20 protein-coding genes and 1 riboswitch are annotated in these 17,086 nt (G+C 71.5%); of the genes, 13 read left to right on the top strand and 7 right to left on the bottom strand.

What is annotated here, in order from left to right; translation table 11 throughout:
• The first annotated feature begins 1 nt into the window (after position 1).
• Positions 2–607, top strand: a complete 606-nt coding sequence (locus RBH18_RS24970; RefSeq protein ID WP_306211978.1) for a hypothetical protein — start codon at positions 2–4, stop codon at positions 605–607.
• Here RBH18_RS24970 and RBH18_RS24965 read toward each other — a convergent pair.
• The gene (locus RBH18_RS24965) at positions 585–1,109 is read right to left on the bottom strand and encodes a DUF6328 family protein (RefSeq protein ID WP_306211921.1); all 525 of its coding nucleotides are present in this window, start codon (positions 1,107–1,109) and stop codon (positions 585–587) included. The two genes, RBH18_RS24970 and RBH18_RS24965, sit on opposite strands and share 23 nt — an antisense overlap.
• A gap of 79 nt (positions 1,110–1,188) precedes the next feature.
• Positions 1,189–2,004, bottom strand: coding sequence for an alpha/beta fold hydrolase (locus RBH18_RS24960; RefSeq protein ID WP_306211919.1), 816 nt, complete (start codon positions 2,002–2,004; stop codon positions 1,189–1,191).
• Positions 2,005–2,051: 47 nt separating this feature from the next.
• Positions 2,052–2,155: riboswitch (TPP riboswitch) on the top strand.
• A 62-nt stretch (positions 2,156–2,217) separates the two neighbouring features.
• Between RBH18_RS24960 and RBH18_RS24955 the strand changes: the two genes are divergently transcribed.
• The 7 genes from RBH18_RS24955 (at position 2,218) to RBH18_RS24925 (ending at position 6,475) form a co-directional block, all read left to right on the top strand.
• Positions 2,218–2,808: an ECF transporter S component gene (locus RBH18_RS24955; protein WP_306211917.1), complete on the top strand. Its 591-nt coding sequence runs from the start codon at positions 2,218–2,220 to the stop codon at positions 2,806–2,808.
• A gap of 3 nt (positions 2,809–2,811) precedes the next feature.
• On the top strand, positions 2,812–4,206 hold the full coding sequence (locus RBH18_RS24950; RefSeq protein ID WP_306211915.1) for an ABC transporter ATP-binding protein: 1,395 nt from the start codon (positions 2,812–2,814) through the stop codon (positions 4,204–4,206).
• Positions 4,207–4,273: 67 nt separating this feature from the next.
• Positions 4,274–5,059, top strand: a complete 786-nt coding sequence (locus tag RBH18_RS24945) for an energy-coupling factor transporter transmembrane component T family protein (RefSeq protein ID WP_306211913.1) — start codon at positions 4,274–4,276, stop codon at positions 5,057–5,059.
• 184 nt (positions 5,060–5,243) lie between these two features.
• On the top strand, positions 5,244–5,414 hold the full coding sequence (locus RBH18_RS24940) for a PIN domain-containing protein (protein ID WP_306211911.1): 171 nt from the start codon (positions 5,244–5,246) through the stop codon (positions 5,412–5,414).
• 103 nt (positions 5,415–5,517) lie between these two features.
• Positions 5,518–5,757, top strand: a complete 240-nt coding sequence (locus RBH18_RS24935) for a DUF2191 domain-containing protein (RefSeq protein WP_306211909.1) — start codon at positions 5,518–5,520, stop codon at positions 5,755–5,757.
• Positions 5,754–6,179 (top strand): PIN domain nuclease, encoded by a 426-nt coding sequence (locus tag RBH18_RS24930; RefSeq protein ID WP_306211907.1) that lies wholly within the window; start codon positions 5,754–5,756, stop codon positions 6,177–6,179. Before RBH18_RS24935 ends, RBH18_RS24930 begins: the two co-directional genes overlap by 4 nt.
• A gap of 80 nt (positions 6,180–6,259) precedes the next feature.
• The gene (locus tag RBH18_RS24925; RefSeq protein ID WP_306211906.1) at positions 6,260–6,475 is read left to right on the top strand and encodes a hypothetical protein; all 216 of its coding nucleotides are present in this window, start codon (positions 6,260–6,262) and stop codon (positions 6,473–6,475) included.
• A gap of 53 nt (positions 6,476–6,528) precedes the next feature.
• On the opposite strand, the gene RBH18_RS24920 is transcribed toward RBH18_RS24925, so the two are convergent.
• Together RBH18_RS24920 and RBH18_RS24915 are read right to left on the bottom strand one after the other, a co-directional pair.
• Positions 6,529–7,029, bottom strand: coding sequence for a hypothetical protein (locus RBH18_RS24920; RefSeq protein ID WP_306211904.1), 501 nt, complete (start codon positions 7,027–7,029; stop codon positions 6,529–6,531).
• The gene (locus RBH18_RS24915) at positions 7,026–8,735 is read right to left on the bottom strand and encodes a PHP domain-containing protein (RefSeq protein WP_306211902.1); all 1,710 of its coding nucleotides are present in this window, start codon (positions 8,733–8,735) and stop codon (positions 7,026–7,028) included. The genes RBH18_RS24920 and RBH18_RS24915 overlap by 4 nt, the downstream gene beginning before the upstream one ends.
• A 308-nt stretch (positions 8,736–9,043) precedes the next feature.
• Here RBH18_RS24915 and RBH18_RS24910 point away from each other — a divergent pair, with 308 nt between their 5' ends.
• Both RBH18_RS24910 and RBH18_RS24905 read left to right on the top strand, forming a co-directional pair.
• Positions 9,044–9,709, top strand: a complete 666-nt coding sequence (locus RBH18_RS24910; protein ID WP_306211900.1) for a YceI family protein — start codon at positions 9,044–9,046, stop codon at positions 9,707–9,709.
• A gap of 313 nt (positions 9,710–10,022) precedes the next feature.
• On the top strand, positions 10,023–11,861 hold the full coding sequence (locus RBH18_RS24905; RefSeq protein ID WP_306211898.1) for a tetratricopeptide repeat protein: 1,839 nt from the start codon (positions 10,023–10,025) through the stop codon (positions 11,859–11,861).
• A 188-nt stretch (positions 11,862–12,049) separates the two neighbouring features.
• Here the strand turns inward: RBH18_RS24905 and RBH18_RS24900 are convergent, their stop codons facing one another.
• Positions 12,050–12,742: a hypothetical protein gene (locus RBH18_RS24900; protein ID WP_306211896.1), complete on the bottom strand. Its 693-nt coding sequence runs from the start codon at positions 12,740–12,742 to the stop codon at positions 12,050–12,052.
• Positions 12,743–12,863: 121 nt separating this feature from the next.
• Between RBH18_RS24900 and RBH18_RS24895 the strand changes: the two genes are divergently transcribed.
• From RBH18_RS24895 to RBH18_RS24885, 3 genes are read left to right on the top strand one after another with little or no spacing between them, the layout of a single operon-like run.
• On the top strand, positions 12,864–13,166 hold the full coding sequence (locus RBH18_RS24895) for an MTH1187 family thiamine-binding protein (protein ID WP_456237637.1): 303 nt from the start codon (positions 12,864–12,866) through the stop codon (positions 13,164–13,166).
• Positions 13,163–13,876: a transposase gene (locus tag RBH18_RS24890; RefSeq protein WP_306211891.1), complete on the top strand. Its 714-nt coding sequence runs from the start codon at positions 13,163–13,165 to the stop codon at positions 13,874–13,876. Before RBH18_RS24895 ends, RBH18_RS24890 begins: the two co-directional genes overlap by 4 nt.
• Positions 13,873–14,787, top strand: coding sequence for an IS3 family transposase (locus tag RBH18_RS24885; RefSeq protein ID WP_306211890.1), 915 nt, complete (start codon positions 13,873–13,875; stop codon positions 14,785–14,787). Before RBH18_RS24890 ends, RBH18_RS24885 begins: the two co-directional genes overlap by 4 nt.
• 73 nt (positions 14,788–14,860) lie before the next feature.
• Here the strand turns inward: RBH18_RS24885 and RBH18_RS24880 are convergent, their stop codons facing one another.
• Both RBH18_RS24880 and RBH18_RS44165 read right to left on the bottom strand, forming a co-directional pair.
• Positions 14,861–16,201 (bottom strand): IS110 family RNA-guided transposase, encoded by a 1,341-nt coding sequence (locus RBH18_RS24880; RefSeq protein ID WP_306211888.1) that lies wholly within the window; start codon positions 16,199–16,201, stop codon positions 14,861–14,863.
• Between the two features lie 48 nt (positions 16,202–16,249).
• Positions 16,250–16,732 carry a histidine phosphatase family protein gene (locus tag RBH18_RS44165; protein ID WP_372338980.1) on the bottom strand — a complete coding sequence of 161 codons (483 nt, stop codon included), beginning with the start codon at positions 16,730–16,732 and terminating at the stop codon, positions 16,250–16,252.
• Positions 16,733–17,086 lie beyond the last annotated feature (354 nt).

Below are 17,086 nucleotides of genomic sequence, written 5' to 3'. Positions count from 1 at the left end.
GATGTACGCCGATCGGCTGCCCACCGCGATCCGCCAGCTGCTCACCGACATTCTCGTCGTGCTCTGGGTCTACGCGTGGGTGCGGGCCGGGCTCTGGGTCAACGACATGGTCGAGAAGCTCGGCGTGCCCGGGCAGAAGCTGCAGGACGCCGGCACGGGCATCGCGGGCAACCTCAACGACATCGGCGGCAAGGTCGGCCGGGTGCCCCTCGTGGGCGACGAGCTGACCTCGCCGTTCCAGAGCGCCGCCGGCGCCGCGGCCGGCCTCGCCGAGGCCGGCCGGCAGCAGCAGGAGGTCATCAACGACCTCGCGCTGTACCTGGCGCTGCTGATCGTGGCGGCGCCGCTGGCCCTGGTGCTGTTCCTGTGGCTGCCGCGGCGGCTGCGCTGGATGCGCCGGGCCGGCGTCGCGGCGAAGGTGCGCTCGGAGCCGGCCGGCAAGGACCTGCTCGCGCTGCGGGCGCTGGCGAGCAGGCCGCTCTCCGACCTGGCCCGGCTCGGCCCGGACATCGCCCAGTCGTGGCGCAACGGTGATGCCGCGGCGGTCGACGCCCTGGCCGAGCTGGAGCTCAAGGGGCTGGGGCTCAGACCTTCGCGGGGACGTTAGGCTCCGCGGCCTCGTCGGCGTAGGGCTCGTCCTCCTCGTCGTCCTCCTCGTCCATCCAGTTGCGCCGGGCGAACGGGATGGCGGCCCAGAAGGTCAGGAAGAAGACCGCGGTGATGCCGGTGAAGACGACGGCGGCCCAGATGTTGAGCAGGTAATCGGTGATCAGCAGCACGCTGGACACCATGGACACCAGCATGAACGCCAGGCCGCCGGTCGCCATCCGGTGGGCGTAGCGGACCAGCTCGGGCTTGCGGCCCTGGCGGAACAGCGCACGGTGGAACGCGACCGGAGAGATGATCATCGCGGTGGCGAACGCGGCCGCCAGGAGCGCGACGAGATAGGTGTCACGCTGGAAGTCGGTGGTGTTGCCGAAGCCGTTGCTGAACGGCAGCGTCAGCAGGAAGGCGAACAGGATCTGGACGCCGGTCTGGGCGACACGCAACTCCTGCAGCAGGTCCGCGAAGTTGCGGTCCCAGCGCTGCTTCTCCGTCTCGTGTTTCATCCGGCGCTTCTCGGTGGCCATCTATCGGTCTCCTCAGCGTCATAGGGGTGCCGCACGAATTGCCCGGACGTCCGCATCATCAAACGCCGATGCGAGCCAGTGTCACCTCCGCCAGCGCGCGCGGCGCCTCCTCGGGGACGAAGTGCCCGATGCCCCGCAGCGTGACGAGGCGATAGTCGCCGGTCACCCAGCTCGCGGTGGCCAGCGCGGCCGGCTTGCCCACGGTCGCGTCGGCGTCGCTCCACACGTAGGTGGTGGGCACCTCGACCTTGCCGACGTTCTTGAGGGTGCGGCCCGAGAGGGCCCGGTACCAGTTCAGCGTGGCGGTGAGGCGGCCCGGCTCGGTCATCGCCCGGACATACTGTGCCGCGCGGGGGCCGGTGGGCTTGAGCATCCAGCGCAGGACGGCGGCGTCGCGGGCCAGGAGGAGACGTTCGGCGTACGCGGACTGGAAGACCTTCTGGTAGGCGAACCGCAGCCGCTGCGAGGGCTGGTTGCGCAGGGCGACGCCGAGGCCACGGGGGTGGGGCACGGAGATCGCGACCAGGGTACGGACCCGGTCCGGATGTCCCGCGGCGAGCATCCACGCGACCAGGGCGCCCCAGTCGTGCCCGACGACGTGCGCCCGGTCGACGCCGAGCGCGTCGAGGACGGCCACCGCGTCGGCGACCGGCTCGGCGAGGTCGTAGGCGGCGACGTCCGGGGGGCGCGCGCCCGGCGAGTAGCCGCGCTGGTCCAGGGCGTACGTGCGGAGGCCCCGCTCGTGCAGCCGCGGCAGGATGAGGTCGAACTCCCGGTGGTCCTGCGGGAAGCCGTGGAGCAGGAGCACCGGCGTGCCGTCCTCGGGCCCGTCGGCGTACACGTCGAAGGTCATGCCCCTGACCTTGATCTCCATGTGACCTCCTCCGACCTGCTGCGTGTTAGGTTCATCGAAGCACAGAGTTTTTCGAACAGGGGAGCGCGCAGCGCTGAGAGTGCGGTTCAGGCCGCAGACCCTCGAACCTGATCTGGGTAATGCCAGCGCAGGGAGTTCGGTCTTTCCCAGCCGCGCCGTGTCCGGGTCCGCCCGGGCGCGGCGTGCGTCTCCTCCCGACCCCCGGGAGGGCACATGAGCACCACCAGCAGCAACCGCTGGCGCACGATCGACATCGTGATCGCCTCGGTCATCGCCGTCGCGTTCGGCGTCATCTTCTGGGCGTGGAACCTCGTCTGGGGCGCCACGGAGGGCGCGTTCAGCTTCTTCCCGCCCGCGCAGACCCTGCTGTACGGCGTCTGGCTCCTGCCCGCCGTCCTGGCCGGCCTGATCATCCGCAAGCCGGGCGCCTCGCTCTACACCGAGACCGTGGCGGCCGTCGTCTCCGCGCTGCTCGGCGCCCAGTGGGGTGCCATGGTCATCCCCCAGGGCCTGGTCCAGGGTCTCGGCGCCGAGCTGGCGTTCGCCCTGGTCGCGTACCGGTCGTTCAGGCTGCCGGTGGCCCTGTTCGCGGGCGCGCTGACGGGCCTGAGCGCGGCGCTGTTCGACTTCTTCGCCTGGAACGCGGCGTACGCGCTGTGGGACTACCGGATCCCGTACGCGCTGCTCACGGTCGTCAGCAGCACGGTCATCGCGGGCTTCGGCGCGTGGGCGCTGACCCGGGCGCTGGCACCGACCGGCGTCCTCGACCGGTTCGCCGCCGGCCGCGACCGCGCCCTGGTCTGACCCGTGGCCGACGTCGTCCTCAAGGGCTTCGGGTGGCGCCACGCCGGGCGCCGCGCGTGGGCCGTCCGCGGCGTCGACCTGCACATCAGCTCCGGCGAGCGGGTGCTGCTGCTGGGTCCCTCGGGCGCCGGCAAGAGCACCCTGCTCGCGGCGCTGGCCGGCCTGCTGCCCGCCGACTCCGGCGAGTCCGAGGGCACGGTCGAGGTGAACGGCCGGCCCGGCATCCTCTTCCAGGATCCGCAGACGCAGCTCGTCATGGCCCGCAGCGGCGACGACGTGGCGTTCGGGCTGGAGAACATCGGGGTGCCCGCGGCGCAGATCTGGCCGCGGGTGAGTGATGCGCTGGATCGGGTGGGGTTTCCGTACCCCATCAATCGGGCGACCCACGCGCTCTCCGGCGGCGAGCAGCAGCGCCTGGCCCTGGCCGGGGTTCTTGCCCTGCGCCCGGGGCTGGTCCTCCTCGACGAGCCCACCGCCAACCTCGACCCGGCGGGCGCCGCGCTCGTCTCCGGCGCGCTTGCCGCTTCCTTGCCGGCCGGCACGACGCTCATCGTGGTCGAGCACCGGGTCTTCCCCGCCGTCGACCGGGTCGTCGTGCTCTCGCCGGGCGGCGGGGTGGAGGCGGACGGCGCGCCCGAGGTCGTGTTCGCCGGGCACGGTCCGCGGCTGGCCGAGGCGGGGGTGTGGGTGCCGGGCTATCCCCTGCCCCGGCACCCGGCCGCTGCCGCTCCTTCCACTTCCCTGGTACGGGCTTCCGAGGCGGCCGTCTCGTCGCGCCTGCCCCCGACCGATCTGACCGTCCGCGCGGGCGAGGCCGTGGCGGTGACCGGCCCCAACGGCGCCGGCAAGTCGACCCTCGCGCTGCTGCTCGGCGGCCTGCTGGCGCCGACGTCCGGTCGCGTGTCGGCGTTCGACGACCCGCGGCCGCCGCACAAGTGGCGCGCCGCCACGCTCGTCCAGCGGATCGGATCGGTGTTCCAGTCGCCCGAGCACCAGTTCGTGACGTCGCGGGTCTACGACGAACTGGCCCTGGGCCCCCGTCGCCTGGGCCGCCCGCTCGGCATCGTCGCCGAGCTGCTGGACCGGTTGCGGCTCTCGGCGCTGGCGGAGGCGAACCCGTACACGCTGTCCGGGGGCGAGGCCCGCCGGCTGAGCGTGGCGACGGCGCTGGCCACCGCGCCCCGGCTGCTGGTGCTGGACGAGCCGACGTTCGGGCAGGACCGGCGTACGTGGATCGAGCTCGTCGCCCTCCTCGCCGCCCTCCGCGACGAGGGCCACGGCATCGCCGCCGTCACCCACGACGACGCGTTCGTGTCGTCCCTCGCCGACCGCGTCCACGACCTGTCCCCGGCCGAGCCCCTCCCCCGCCGCCGGCCGTCCTTCGGGGCGTCCTCATGAACCTCGCGCCCCGCAGCGTCCTGCCGCTTTCCAAGGCTTCGTCCCTGCCGCTTTTCGGGGCTTTGTCGTGAATCTCGCGCCCGTCGCGTCGCCGGCCGCGCCGCTGTCCCGGCGCAACCCGGTGGCGAAGCTCGGCGCGGCGCTGCTCTTCTCCCTGCCGCTGATCGCCACCCTCGACCCGCTCACGCCCTCCCTCGCCCTGGTGATCGAGCTGGCGGTCCTGCCGTTCTTCGGCGTCCGCTACCGGGTGCTGGCCCGCCGCGCCTGGCCGCTCACCCTGGCCGCCGCCGGCATCCTCGTCACGATGACCCTCTTCGCCGCCGACCGGGAGGGCACGGTCCTCTTCTGGGACGTCACCACCGGGGTCGTCACCGACGCCCTCGGCCTGGTGCTGCGCGTCTTCGCGGTGGCGTTGCCGGGCATCATCGTCTTCGCCACGACCGACCCGACGGACCTCGCCGACGCCCTGATCCAGAACGTCCGCGCCCCCGCCCGCTTCGCCATCGGCGCCCTGGCCGCCTTCCGGCTGATCCCCCTCCTCGCCGCCGAATGGCAGACCCTCACCCTGGCCCGCCGGGCCCGGGGCATCGACGCCGGCCGCAACCCCCTGGCCAAGCTGCGCCTCTTCGCCTCGACCGCGTTCGCCCTGCTGGTGGGGGCCCTGCGCCGCGGCGGCCGGCTGGCGACGGCAATGGACGCCCGGGGCTTCGACTCCGGCGCCGCCCGCACCCACGCCCGCCGCCAGCACTTCACCCCCGCCGACGCCGCCCTCCTCCTGGCCGCGGCCCTGTCGGCCGGAGCCGTCCTGGCCCTTTCGATCGCCACGGGCTTCTTCCACCCCGTCCTCGGCTGAATTCTGGTGTCGCACGACAAGGTGTCCTTGCGCTATAGTCATGGGCAGCTCCACGCCGGCCCCTCGGCCGAAAGGCAGGCACCCTGATGAAGACTTCCCGCGCGAACGAGCCGCCGCAGCCCGGGCCCCATACGGCATCCGCGGCGGGGACCGGCCTTGGGGAGACCTTCACCGGGCGCTCGAGGTGCAGCGCATCCTCACCCAGCAGGGCGGCACCGCTCTGCCGCGCTCGGTCGACCTGCTGGTGGCGGCGGCCGAGCCCGAAGGGCAGACGCTGCCGCATGACGACCGGGCCTTCGCAACCGTGGCCGGGCAGCCGGTGAGGTGGATCGCGGACCCGGGCTCCGTCGACTGAGGCCACGCACGTGGCGGCAAGTCGCCTATTTTTTTACCCAGCAAATGTCACATAACTAGTAGTCATAACGCTAGCACCTTACCCTCACAGAAAGGCATGCCTGATGACGACAACCCCCTCGCGAGAGGAGAGCGCCATGGCGGAGTACAACCTGGAACTCGACGACAACCACCTCGCCGCCTCAGCGAAGTACCTCGGGACCGAGGCACCCGAGGAGACCGTCAATGCCGCTCTGCGTGAGATCGCGTCCTGGGCGGTGCGCAGGAAGGCCTGGGAAGAGATGGCCGCACTGGGCGACGCCGGCCAGTTCGACGAGCTTCTGCAGAAGAAGGACCCCCGGTGAAAGAGACCCATTTCCTGATCGACAAGAGCTCGTTCGTGCGGCTGACCCAGAGTCCCGAGCTGCGCAAGGAGTGGGAGGACGCTCTCGATCGGGGCCTGGTGGGAGTGTGCGCGATGGCCGAGGCGGAGATCTTGTTCAGCGCTCGGAACATGGACAACTACACCGAGATGCGCCGGAAGCTCGATCAGATGTTCGTGTGGGTCATGACGCCGGACCGGGCTTTCGAGCGGCTGCTGGAGGTGCAGGACACGCTGGCCGACCGGGGAGCGCACCGGTCGGCGGGGCCGGTGGATCTGCTGCTGGCCGCGGTGGCCGAGCTGCAGGGGCTCACCGTGCTGCACTACGACCGGGACTTCGCGACCGTGGCCGAGGTGACCGGGCAGCCGGTGAAGTGGATCGCGGAGCCGGGGAGCGTTGCCTGAGTGATTGTTTCCCGGGCGTCGAGTGTGGGCAGGTTCTAGGCATCCCCTGATGACGATACGTACCACGGAGGTCACCCCCCATGAGTGAGCACGAGGTCAACCGCAGCGCCCGGACTGGGAAGTTCGTCAAGGAGAGCACGACCGAGCGGGATCCCAAGGGGACCACGACCGAGCACGTCGGCGGTGACAAGAGCGGCGGGGAGCACGAGGTGACCCGCAGCACCACGACGGGGAAGTTCGTGTCGAAGACCACGGCCGAGCTGCACCCGGCGACGACGGAGACCCAGAAGGTCTGAGTGTCCGCGCCAGCTTCTGCCCTCCACGAGCCGTTGTGGAGGGCAGCTTTCGTTCAGGCGTGGTCGGCGCAGCAGGGCGTGGGGTGGCGGTTCTCGAAGGGGACCAGCTTGCCGCCCGCCGCCGGCGCCACCGTGAGGACGAGGCGGCCTTCGCGCCACACCGGACGGACGAAATCGTTGGTCCGGAGGATCGTGTCCCCGGCCGGGGTGCCGCCGCCCAGGATCTCGATGGCGTCGATGGCGCTGGTGGCCAGCACGGTCGCCACGGTCAGGTCGCCCACCAGTTCGTCGACGCCCGGGTAGCGGACCGCGCGGCCCGAGACGTGGTGCGCCGCGGCGGCGGCCGGGCTGGGGTCGCCGAGGGAGGCGGGCGGCGCGCCGGCGAATTCGAGGGACCAGGCGACGTGCGGGCGCGGCGACTGCATCAGGTGGGTGCAGGCGTGCAGCGGGGCCGGGTCGAGCGAAGCCAGCCAGTGTTCCGCGGTGGCGGTGTCGGGGTGCCCGAGAGTGACCCCGACGACCTGACGGCCGCCGGGGCGCACGGGGGTGGTCACTGCGGCAGGACCCAGATCGGGTTGGTGTAGAACCACAGGTCGCCCCACGGGTCGGCGGCGCCGGCCACGTCGAGCTGCGGGCCGTACGGGTCGACCGACGCGCCCATCAGGCCGGGCTGGGTGCGCTTGCCGTCGGTGCCGCGCAGGCGCAGGTAGAACGGCTTGTCGAGGCGGCCCAGCTGGTAGGTGACCGCGAACTTCTTCGAGCCGGTGACCTCGTACGACTTGACGACCTTGGCAGTCGGCGCCTGGAAGGTGTCCTTGTCGGCGACGGGCCCGGTGACCTGGCCGACGATGACGTCGACGCGCTTGAGGACCGGCACGAACTGGGCCCAGTTGGGCTGGTCCTGCAGGTCGATCTCGACGGTGAGCTCGGTGGCGGTGCCGCGCTTGACGTGCAGGACGCCGCCGAGGGGCGTACCCGTGAAGGAACGCCGGTCCCCCGCCTGGCGCACGCGGGCGTCCAGGCCCTTGATCAGGCGGCCGTGGTCCACCCACACGCGGCCGGCGCGGAGACCGTCCATGACCGCCTTGTACGAAAAGGAGGTCGCCCCCACCGACGTACGCCCGTAGAAGCCGGGCCAGAAGTCCCCCGCGCCCGTGTTGACCGTGCCCGTGTAGACGGGGTCGTTGTACTTGCCGTTGAGCTCGAAGTTGCTGCCCGGCCCGCGGTCGGACTGGTCGAGGTAGTTGACGTGGCTGTCCGAGTTGACGGTGATCCACCACGCCTTGCCCTCGGCGAGGAGGCTGTCCCAGAGGCCGCCGACCGTGGCGGTCATCCAGTCGAAGCCGCCCCACGTCCGGTAGCTCTCCAGCGGGTAGCCGGGGAACGACGCCGCCGACGGGTTGTTGTCGTAGTAGCCGCGCGCGCCGCCTCGGCCGTTCGGGGCCGGGATGCCGGCGGCCTGGTGACCGGGGGCGCCCTCGAAGCCGATGGCGACGGTCGGGTCGGCGTCGCGCCAGTTGCGGACCTCGTGCGGGGAGTCGATGCCGCGGCGGGCCGGGTGGTTGGCGAGGAAGAGGGCGCCGTCGATCTTGCGCTTGCGGACCTGCTCGCCGAGGAACTTGATGCCGGCAATCGCGGTCGCCTCGAGCTGGTCGTTGGTGGCCGTCGTGGGCTGCAGCGAGCCGTCGTACGCGTTCTCGAACTGCTTGAGGACGGCGACCTCGTTCTTGCCTGGGTGCACGAAGACCGTGGCGTGCTCGGCGGCCGGGATGTTCCACTCCAGACCCTGGAACGTCAGCAGGTCCTTGAGCTCCTCACGGGTGGCCACGATGTCGGGGTTGACCTTGTCGACGCCGATCTTCGCGTGGGTGGCGCTGCCATGGTCGGTGATGACAACCCAGTCGAGCCCGTACGCCCGCCCGTGCCGGGCCTGGTCGGCCACCCGGTACTGGGCGTCGGAGCTGTACTGGGTGTGGATGTGGTGGTCGCCGGCGAGCCACGTGAAGCCGCCCTTCGCCGTCCCGCCGCCCTGCGGACCGTGGGCGTGCGGGAGGCCGGCAGCCGCCGCGGCCGACGGGGAGGCGAGCACCGAGGCGGCCGCCCCGGCGCCGAGCAGGCCCGCTCCGCGCAGGAAGCCCCGGCGCGAGACGTCGGCGGGCGAGAGCTCGCTGTCCGGCACGCCGAGGTCGAGCGCGGGCTCGACGTCGCCGCCGGGGTGCGTGTGGTCGTGGTCGTGATCGTGGTGGTGGCCGTGACCCATGTCGGAGCTCTCCCGAAGATCGACGCGTGTGACGGCGTCAATGTCTCGGATCCCGCTCAACGCCGGGTGTCCGCGAAGTGACCGAGAGGCGAACACGGGCGCCTTTTTCTTTTCACAGCGAATTCTCACCAAAGCGCGCCGAGCCGTGATTCTGCACACCCTCTGACCTCGCAATTCGGGCAAAATTCGGCCGGTGCGGCAATTTCCTGTCGCCTGGCTCTCACCCCGTTCGTCCGGAATCTCTCGGGTGCGCGCGCGGCCTAGGATCAATGGCGCCCAAAACCACCGCCGACGGGGGAACGACACCGATGAATGACCGCCCGACCCGGTTGTGGAATGGCGTCACCATTCCGGAGCCGGGTGTCTACCTTCTCGACGAGGCGCACAAGCGCGTCGGATTCCAGGCGCAGCACATGATGGTCAGCGTGGTGCGCGGCGAGTTCGCCGACGCGCGCGCCCACATCGTCGTCGGCGAGGACCCGCTGCGCACGACGGTCACGGCGAGCATCCGCACGGGCAGCCTCACCACCCACAACGACGATCGCGACCAGCACCTGCGCAGCCCCGACTTCCTCGACGTCGACCACTTCCCCGCCATCCGGTTCCGCGGCACCGGGCTGACCCGCCAAGAGCCCCGCGACGAGATCTTCATGTGGGCCCGCCTGCGCAACAACCCGCTCACCCGCCGGGGCGCCGGGGCGGCCACCCCCGAGGACGCCGCGCTCAACCCGAACAAATTCGTCCTGCACGGCGAGCTGACCGTCAAGGACGTGCGGCGCCCGGTGGACCTGCAGGTCGACTTCGGCGGCGCGGGTCGCGACCCGTACGGCAACGACATCTTCGGCTTCACCGCCACGGCGGACATCGACCGGGAGGACTTCGGGCTGGTCTGGAACGTTGCCCTTGAGGCCGGCGGCGTCCTGGTCGGCAAGAAGATCCGCATCGAGATCGCGGGCGAGGCGATCCGGCAGTGACATGGCCTCGCCTTCGGCTCGGCGGGCACTGCGCCCCTGGGAGTCGATGACGGGCGCAGTGCGACGTGGGACCGGCCCTGGCGGGCCTGGGTGGGGCGGGAGGACGGCCCTGGCGGGCCGGGTGGGCCGGCCCTGGGGGCGGGAGGACGGCCCTGGTGGGCCTGGGTCGGGTGGGAGGACCGGCCTGGCGGGGCGGGAGGACCGGCCTGGCGGGGCGGGAGGACCGGCCTGGCGGGGCGGGAGGACAGCCCTGGCGGGCTTGGGGGCTCGGGGTGGCAGGAAGGGCGCGGCGGGCTTGATCTAGCCTCGCGGGATGGCCGAAGGCGCCGAGACGGCGGTTGAGGAGGCGCATGGGGAGCTGTCGCTTGCCCGTGTGGCCCTCGCGGAGGACGACCTGGCGCATGCCGCGTCGCATCTGGCGGGGGCGCTGGGCCTCGCGCCCGGGCTGCCCGAGGTGCACGAGCTGCTGGCGGCCCTGGCGGCGCGGACGGCTGACGGCGGCCTGTCGCTCTTTCCGCTGCGCGAGCCTGCCTTCATCGGTACGGTCGTCGCGCACGCCCACCTTCTGGCCCCCGCCGATCCGGCACGGGCGCTCGGGATGCTGGCCCGGGCGACGGCCGCCGCACCCGAGCAGCCATGGGCCGACGTGAGCTGGGTCCGGGCGCTCGACGCGGGGAGCGTCGCGGGGCAGGCGCTCGCGCAGGTGTTCACCACGGTGATGCGGCCGCTGGGGGATCCCGCGGAGGAGCCCGTGCGTACGGCGAACGAGGTCTATCTCGACCTGGCCCGCCGCGCCGTGGCCGCCCACCCGGACGACGCGATGGTGCACGCCACCGCCGCCGGGGTGGGACGCCGGCTGGGCGCCACGGGGGCGGCCGTCGGGTGGGGTGCCCGCGCGGTGGAGCTGCAGCCGAGCAAGCTGACGCTGGTCTGGTACGCCTACGCCCTGCGCGCCGACGGGCGTGACGACGACGGCATCGATGTGCTGCGGGAGGCGTACCGGCGGTTTCCGAGCGAGCTGGATCTCTGCGCCGACCTGGCCAACTGGCTCGCCGCGACCGGCCGGGCCGCCGAGGCGATCGCGCTGCTGGAGGAGGCCGTCGCGCGCGACCCCTCGTACGACTGCGTGGTGCACACGTTGCACAGCATGCGCTTCGACGAGGACGGCGACGTGGCTCACCTCATCGAACTGGCCGACTACACGCGGGATCATCCGCCGTCGGGCCACGAGCACTACGAGCTGGAGACCGCCTGCCGGGGACGGCCGTGGCTGGGCCTGCCGGCCGGCGCGACCGAGGCCTGCGTCAACATGCTCGCGCAGGTCCCGGAGGGCGGGGGCGAACTCGGCACCATGGCATTGTCGGCGTTGGAGGTGCCCAGCGCCCTGGCTCTCGTGCGGCGGCGGTTCCCCGGTGTGACGATCGACATCGGGGGCGAGACACCCCCGGACATGACTTCGGCGGTACGCCCGGGGCGCGCGCTGTGGACGTACATCGGGAAAGAGGCCTCGCCCGCCGTGCCGCCGCCGTCGCAGGAGGCCGTGGAGCTCGCCCGCCGGGTCGTCACGCCGGTCTGGGCGCACCCGATCGCGGCCTATGATCAAGCTCTCCCCCTCGGCCAGCTGCCGATCGACGACCTGCTCGGCCTGATCGTGCACCCGCCGGAGGCCCCCGACGGCCCGGTCGACCTGCCGCCGGGGTGGTGGGAGCGGAGCGTGCAGACGTACGCGTGCCTGGGCGTGCTGCACTCCGCCGAACCGGGCCGCAAACACCCGACCGACACCACCGCCCACCGCCGGATCCTCGCCGAGGTCGCGTTCGGGGTCGAGGACTGGGCCACGGAGGCGGCCCTGTTCGCACTGGTCGTCGCGGCCTGGCTGGACCCCGGCTGCCGGACCGAGGTGGCGGCGGCGGTGGGGATGAGATTCGTCACGGCGGCCCGGGCGGCGCAGGGGCGGGTGGTGACGATCCTCGACTCGCTGGCGGAGCTGGTGCTGATCACGCCGGAGCTGGAGGGGGAGGTGCGGGGGCTGGCCCGGGAGGTGCTGTCGGCCTCCGCACCTTCGTCCACCCCCGCCTCTCTTCCTGAGCCGCCGTCGCCGCCTGTCGAGAAGTCCTGGCTTCGGCGGCTCTTCGGACGCAGGTCTTCCTGACCCGCCCCTTCCTGCCGCCCCTTCCTGCCGCCCCTTCCTGCCGCCCCTTCCCGACTCGCCTTCCGGGCTCGTTTCGTCTTGGCTCTTCGTGGCGGCGCGTGCCGGCCGTCGTGGCGGCGCGTGGCGGCCGTCGTGGCGGCGCGTGGCGGCGCGTGGCGGCCTTCGTGGCGGCGCGTGGCGGCTTGCTGTTACGCGCCGGGGGCGGCGGGGGCCTTGCCGTTGTCCGCGAAGCCGAAGGTCGTGCCCGAGCCGGACGCGCCCGCGACGGCCTGCACGCCCTCGTCGTCCAGGGCGCGGACGTTGTAGCCCTTGTCGCCCTTGATGGCGTACTTCTTGTCGCCCTTCGACTCGATGGTGAACAGCTGGCCGCTCTTCGAGGCGTCGCACGGCGCGGCGTCCAGCATGGCCGGGCCGGTGCTCTGCAGGCTCAGCCCGATGCAGGCCTGCTCGCCGGAGCTGTCCGCCTTGGCCGTACGAATCCAGTGTTTCTCGTCATTGACAGGCACCAGCACGAACAGCGTCGTGTCGCTCTCACCGTCGGTCAGCGCGAGGTGACCCTTGTCGTCGACGTGCAGCACGGTCTCGTACGTGTCGGCGGGCGCGATGACGACCTGCCGCTCGCCGTCGAGAATGGGGTTGCCGGTCTTCTCCGGCTTCTCGCCGGCCGTGGTCTCGCCCTCGCCGGCCGTGGTCTCGCCCTCGCCGGCGTCCTCGGACTGCGTGCTCTGGGGCTCCGCGGAACCGGTGCCGGTCTCGGCCGTGGGCGCCGTGCTTCCCGCGGAGCTCGCGGCGGTGGTGTCGGCCGGGGTGGACGAACAGGCAGCGAGGGCCAGCACCGATCCTGCGGCGATGGCGGCTGCGGCGACGTGACGGCGGCGCACGGGGGACCTCCTGACGTTGGCGGTCCATGATTCATGCCCGTTGATCACCGCCGCCGAAACGCGGCTTGTCCTGATTCGACGGATTCCCAAGCAGTGCGGGCCTCCGGGACGTGCAACGATGGTGACCATGCTGGTTGCCTTCTCCGTCACGCCGATCGGCGTCTCCGAGTCCGTCGGCGATCTCGTCGCGGAGGCCGTCCGGGTGGTCCGCGCCTCCGGGCTGCCGAACCGCACGGACGCCATGTTCACCACCGTCGAGGGCGAGTGGGACGAGGTCATGGCGGTCGTCAAGCAGGCCGTCGACGCGGTCGCCGCGCAGGCGCCCCGGGTCAGCGTCTCGCTCAAGGCCGACATCCGCCCCGGCGTCACGGGCGCCCTGACCGCCAAGGTCGAGCACGTCGAGCGCCGGCTGGCCGGGGAGTGAAGCGCCTGCTCGTGATGTGGGACATCGACCACACGCTCCTCAGCGGCGGAGGCGTCGCCGGGCGGGCCTGGAAGACCGCGTTCACGGCGGTCACCGGGCGCGAGTGGCAGGTGACGCCGAGCTTCGCCGGGCGTACCGACCTCGACATCTGCACCGAGGTCTTCGCCAGCCACGGCGTGACGGACTGCACCCCGGACCGCTTCTTCGCCAGGTACGTGACCGAGGTCGACCGGACGCGGCACCTCTTCGCCGAGCAGGGCTCCCTGCTCCCCGGCGTCCCGGAGGTGCTGGCCGCCCTCGCCGGCCGGGGCGACGTCGTGCAGACCCTGGTCACCGGCAACGTCCCGCAGGTCGCGGCGGCCAAGATCGCGGCCTTCGGCCTGAGGGGAGGAAGTTCTGTGGCCGCACCGAAGAAGTACCCCGACGAGCTTCGCCAGCGTGCTGTGCGCTTGTATCGCGAGTCGGATCCGAAGCCGACGATCCGGCGTCTGGCGGAGCAGTTGAACGTGCATCACGAGGCGCTGCGTAACTGGATCCGGCAGGCCGAGGCGGACGCGGGCGAGCGTCAGGACCGGCCGACGACTGAGATGGCCGAGGAGAACCGCCGGCTGCGCGAAGAGGTCGCTGAGCTGCGCCGGGTCAACGAGATCCTGCGTGCCGCGTCCTCGTATTTCGCCTCGGAGCTCGGCCCGGCCCGGCGACGGTCATGACGTTCGTTCACGAACACCGTGACCGCTTCGCGGTCGCGCTCCTGTTACGGGTTCTGAACATCGCCGAGTCGACCTACTACCAGTGGGTCAAACAGGCCGAGCAGCCGTGTGAGCGGGACCTGGTCGACCTCGGCCTGATCTCCAACATTTACGAGATCTGGGAGACCTCCGGGTTCACCTACGGCGCTGACCGGGTGCATCGGCAGTTGCGTCGTGACGGCATCCGGGTCGGCCGCAAGCGGGTCGAGCGGCTGATGGCCGGTCAGGGCTGGCACGGGGCGTTCCTGCGGCGTGGCTGGCGCGGCGGCTCCACGAAGCAGGACCCGCGGCACACGCCGGCCCCGGATCTGGTCAACCGGGACTTCACCGCAGCCGGCCCGAACCGGCTCTGGGTCGCTGACGCCACCCGGATCCCGTGCGGGGAGGGCGTGTTCTGGCTGGCTGCCGTCCGAGATGTCTTCTCGCGACGGATCGTCGGGTGGAAGACCTCCGACCGGTGCGACACCGATCTGATCCTGGCCGCACTCGAGTACGGCATCTGGTCACGCGACGTCCGCGACGGCCAGCTCATACATCACAGCGATAGAGGGTCGAACTATACGAGTTTCCGCTTCTCACAACGCTTGCAGGACAACGGAATCCGGCCTTCGATGGGCTCGGTCGGCGACTCGTATGACAACGCGTTGATGGAGAACTTCTGGTCGACGCTGAAGATTGAGCTGGTCTACCGAACGTCGTGGCGGACCCGCGACGAGGCCGAGAACGCGATCTTCACCTACATCGACGGTTGGTACAACACCCGCCGCATTCAGAAGGAACTCGGCTACCTCAGCCCCGACGAATACGAGACCGCCTGGCACGCCCAAACCGAGCCAGATAACCTCACCCCTGCCCCGACCGGAAGCAGGTAACCACCGCTCCGTCGAAACGGGGGGAACTCAGGGGTGTGGTTCATGAGGTTGTGTGAGCTGTGGTTGATGCTGGTCAGGCAGCGGTGTGAAGCCGCTGCCTGCGGGTGGTGCCGGTGGCCAGGTTGATGTCGAACGGCCGGCGGCTGGTGGTGATGGCGTGCAACCAGCGCAGCAGAGTCGCGGCGCAGGCGGCGTGGGCCTGACCGGTGGACAGCCGGTTGTGCTCGCGGTGGGTCAGGTGAGTGAAGCGGGCGTGCAGGACCGGGTTGTGCGGCAGAGCGCCCCACACGGCGCGCCAGGCGGCCAGACGCAGCCGGGGCCGGCCGCGGCGTGAGAGCCGGCTCTGGCCTTGGAAGGTGGCCGAGGTGTTCTCGGCCGGGTTGAGTCCGGCATGTTTGACCAGGCCGCGTGCGCAGGCAAACCGTGACGGATCGCCGGTCTCGGCCAGGATCGCGGCGGCGCCGACCACGGTGACGCCGGGGATCGAGGACACCAGGGTGCTCAACCCCAGCGCGTCGAGCACGCCGGTCATGCGTTGCTCGACCTCGCCCAGCGCGCGGGCGGCGTTGCGCCAGTCGGTGAGCAAGAACCCCACCCGTTCGATAGCGCCGGGCCGCTGCTCACTCACTCCACCCGGATGCGTGATCGCCTGCACGAATCCCTCGACGATGCGTCGTGGTGCCAGCCGCCGGGCGCCGAAGCCGGCAAGCTGCGGATGCGCGGCGGCGACCAGCGTGTCACGGTCCCAGCCGGCCCGCGGCGCGTCACGGCTGGTCACCGCGGCCAGACACGCCAGCCAGGTGCTCGAGTCCAACGGCTTGCCCGCACAGCCGAGCACCGTCGGCCAGCAACATGACAGCAGGTCAGTGATCTGTTGTCGGATCGCACCGATCTGGGTGAGCAGCCGCTCACGGCGCTGACCCAGATGCCGCAACCGGGCCCAATCGGCGTCGGCGCGTTCGGGCAGGTAACAGTCCAACCGCACGATCAGCCGGCCGATCAGGACCGCGTCTTTGTGATCGGTCTTGTCACGGGTGTAGTCATCGGACTCTCGGGCCCGGTGCACCTGCAGCGACTGCACACACACGAACCCCATCCCCGCCTCGTCGGCCAGTTGCATCACCGCCCGCCACCGATGGCCCGTGGGTTCACAACCCACTACCACCTGCGTGAACCCGCGCCGCGCAGCCTGCACAGCCGCCCACACCAGCACAGCACCCAGCCGATGCACCTTGACTCTCATCACGCGCCGGCCCAGCACCCGCCCGTCGTGATCCACCAGCACAGCGACTTGCTTGTCCTCGCCCAGATCGATCGCCAGCACCGCCCGCCCTACGGTCACCACCTGCCGCAACACAGCAATCCGGTTGTTACGCCGACGATCTCCCCGGGTCAAACCGTTACGCTCAGCCATGAACGTCCTCCTCGATGAGAACCTGGGACACCAAGCCCGCCTATCCCATCAGGGGAGGACGTTCCTCAAGCCCCGCAACTCTTTCGAGGTCTTCCTACGCAGCTCCACCCCGCCGCGACCACCGCCCGCACTCACCCCGCCACCACGACCGTGGGCCGCACTCACCCCGCCACCACGACCGTCGGCCGCACGCCCCCCGTTACCGCCGCCCGCACTCCCCTCGCTTCCACGACCGTCAGCGCTGCCACCGCCGCCCGCACTCACCCCGCCACCACGACCGTCAGCGCTGCCACCGCCGCCCGTGCTGACGTCCCCTTCTGCTCTTGTGCCGTCGCCGGACGCCGCAAGCTGCGACGCGACGATCATTGCGGTCTCCCGGGCTCGCCGCTCGGGGCTGTGGGTGATCGAGCCGAAGGGCACACCGGCGATCCGCTCCCCGAGCAGCGCAGCCTGCTGCCGCCCCACCGTGGACAGCCCGCCGCCCTCGACCGCATCACCGTGCCGGACGAGATAAAGCCAACGGCTGCTCACGACGCGCGCACCACGGCGAACAGCTCGCAGGCACGTCGGAGCCGGCGAACGCTCACGACGAAGTCTCCACGGCGGAAAGCGCACCGAGCAGAACCAGACGAGGCCGACGTATCCGCGGAACCGCCCCGCGGGTCGTGCGTCGACACGGCAGGCGAGTCGCGCGTCACCGCGGCACGCGAACCGTGCTCAGCGCGGCGCGCAAGTCGCGCATCACCGCGATGGGCGGGTCGTGCACCACCGCGACGAGTAGGCCGGGCAACGGCACGACGGACAGGCCAGGCAACGGCGCGACGGGCGGGCCGGGCAGCGGCGCCGTGGGCGGTCACGAGGCGGCGCCGGCGGGTGGTCATGAGG

The organism is Actinoplanes oryzae, from assembly GCF_030757795.1.
Lineage (GTDB): Bacteria > Actinomycetota > Actinomycetes > Mycobacteriales > Micromonosporaceae > Actinoplanes.
Note: the sequence above shows the minus strand (reverse complement) of the source record. Positions and strands in the feature narration are given on the sequence as shown.

Bases quoted from the DNA above. Each gene is read 5' to 3' on its own strand.
- RBH18_RS24970 (WP_306211978.1), top strand. From the start codon at position 2: ATGTACGCCGATCGGCTGCCCACCGCGATCCGCCAGCTGCTCACCGAC.
- RBH18_RS24905 (WP_306211898.1), top strand. From the start codon at position 10,023: ATGGCCGAAGGCGCCGAGACGGCGGTTGAGGAGGCGCATGGGGAGCTG.
- RBH18_RS24885 (WP_306211890.1), top strand. From the start codon at position 13,873: ATGACGTTCGTTCACGAACACCGTGACCGCTTCGCGGTCGCGCTCCTG.
- RBH18_RS24955 (WP_306211917.1), top strand. From the start codon at position 2,218: ATGAGCACCACCAGCAGCAACCGCTGGCGCACGATCGACATCGTGATC.
- RBH18_RS24925 (WP_306211906.1), top strand. From the start codon at position 6,260: ATGAGTGAGCACGAGGTCAACCGCAGCGCCCGGACTGGGAAGTTCGTC.
- RBH18_RS24935 (WP_306211909.1), top strand. From the start codon at position 5,518: ATGACGACAACCCCCTCGCGAGAGGAGAGCGCCATGGCGGAGTACAAC.
- RBH18_RS24910 (WP_306211900.1), top strand. From the start codon at position 9,044: ATGAATGACCGCCCGACCCGGTTGTGGAATGGCGTCACCATTCCGGAG.
- RBH18_RS24915 (WP_306211902.1), bottom strand. From the start codon at position 8,735: ATGGGTCACGGCCACCACCACGATCACGACCACGACCACACGCACCCC.
- RBH18_RS24960 (WP_306211919.1), bottom strand. From the start codon at position 2,004: ATGGAGATCAAGGTCAGGGGCATGACCTTCGACGTGTACGCCGACGGG.
- RBH18_RS24965 (WP_306211921.1), bottom strand. From the start codon at position 1,109: ATGAAACACGAGACGGAGAAGCAGCGCTGGGACCGCAACTTCGCGGAC.
- RBH18_RS24880 (WP_306211888.1), bottom strand. From the start codon at position 16,201: ATGGCTGAGCGTAACGGTTTGACCCGGGGAGATCGTCGGCGTAACAAC.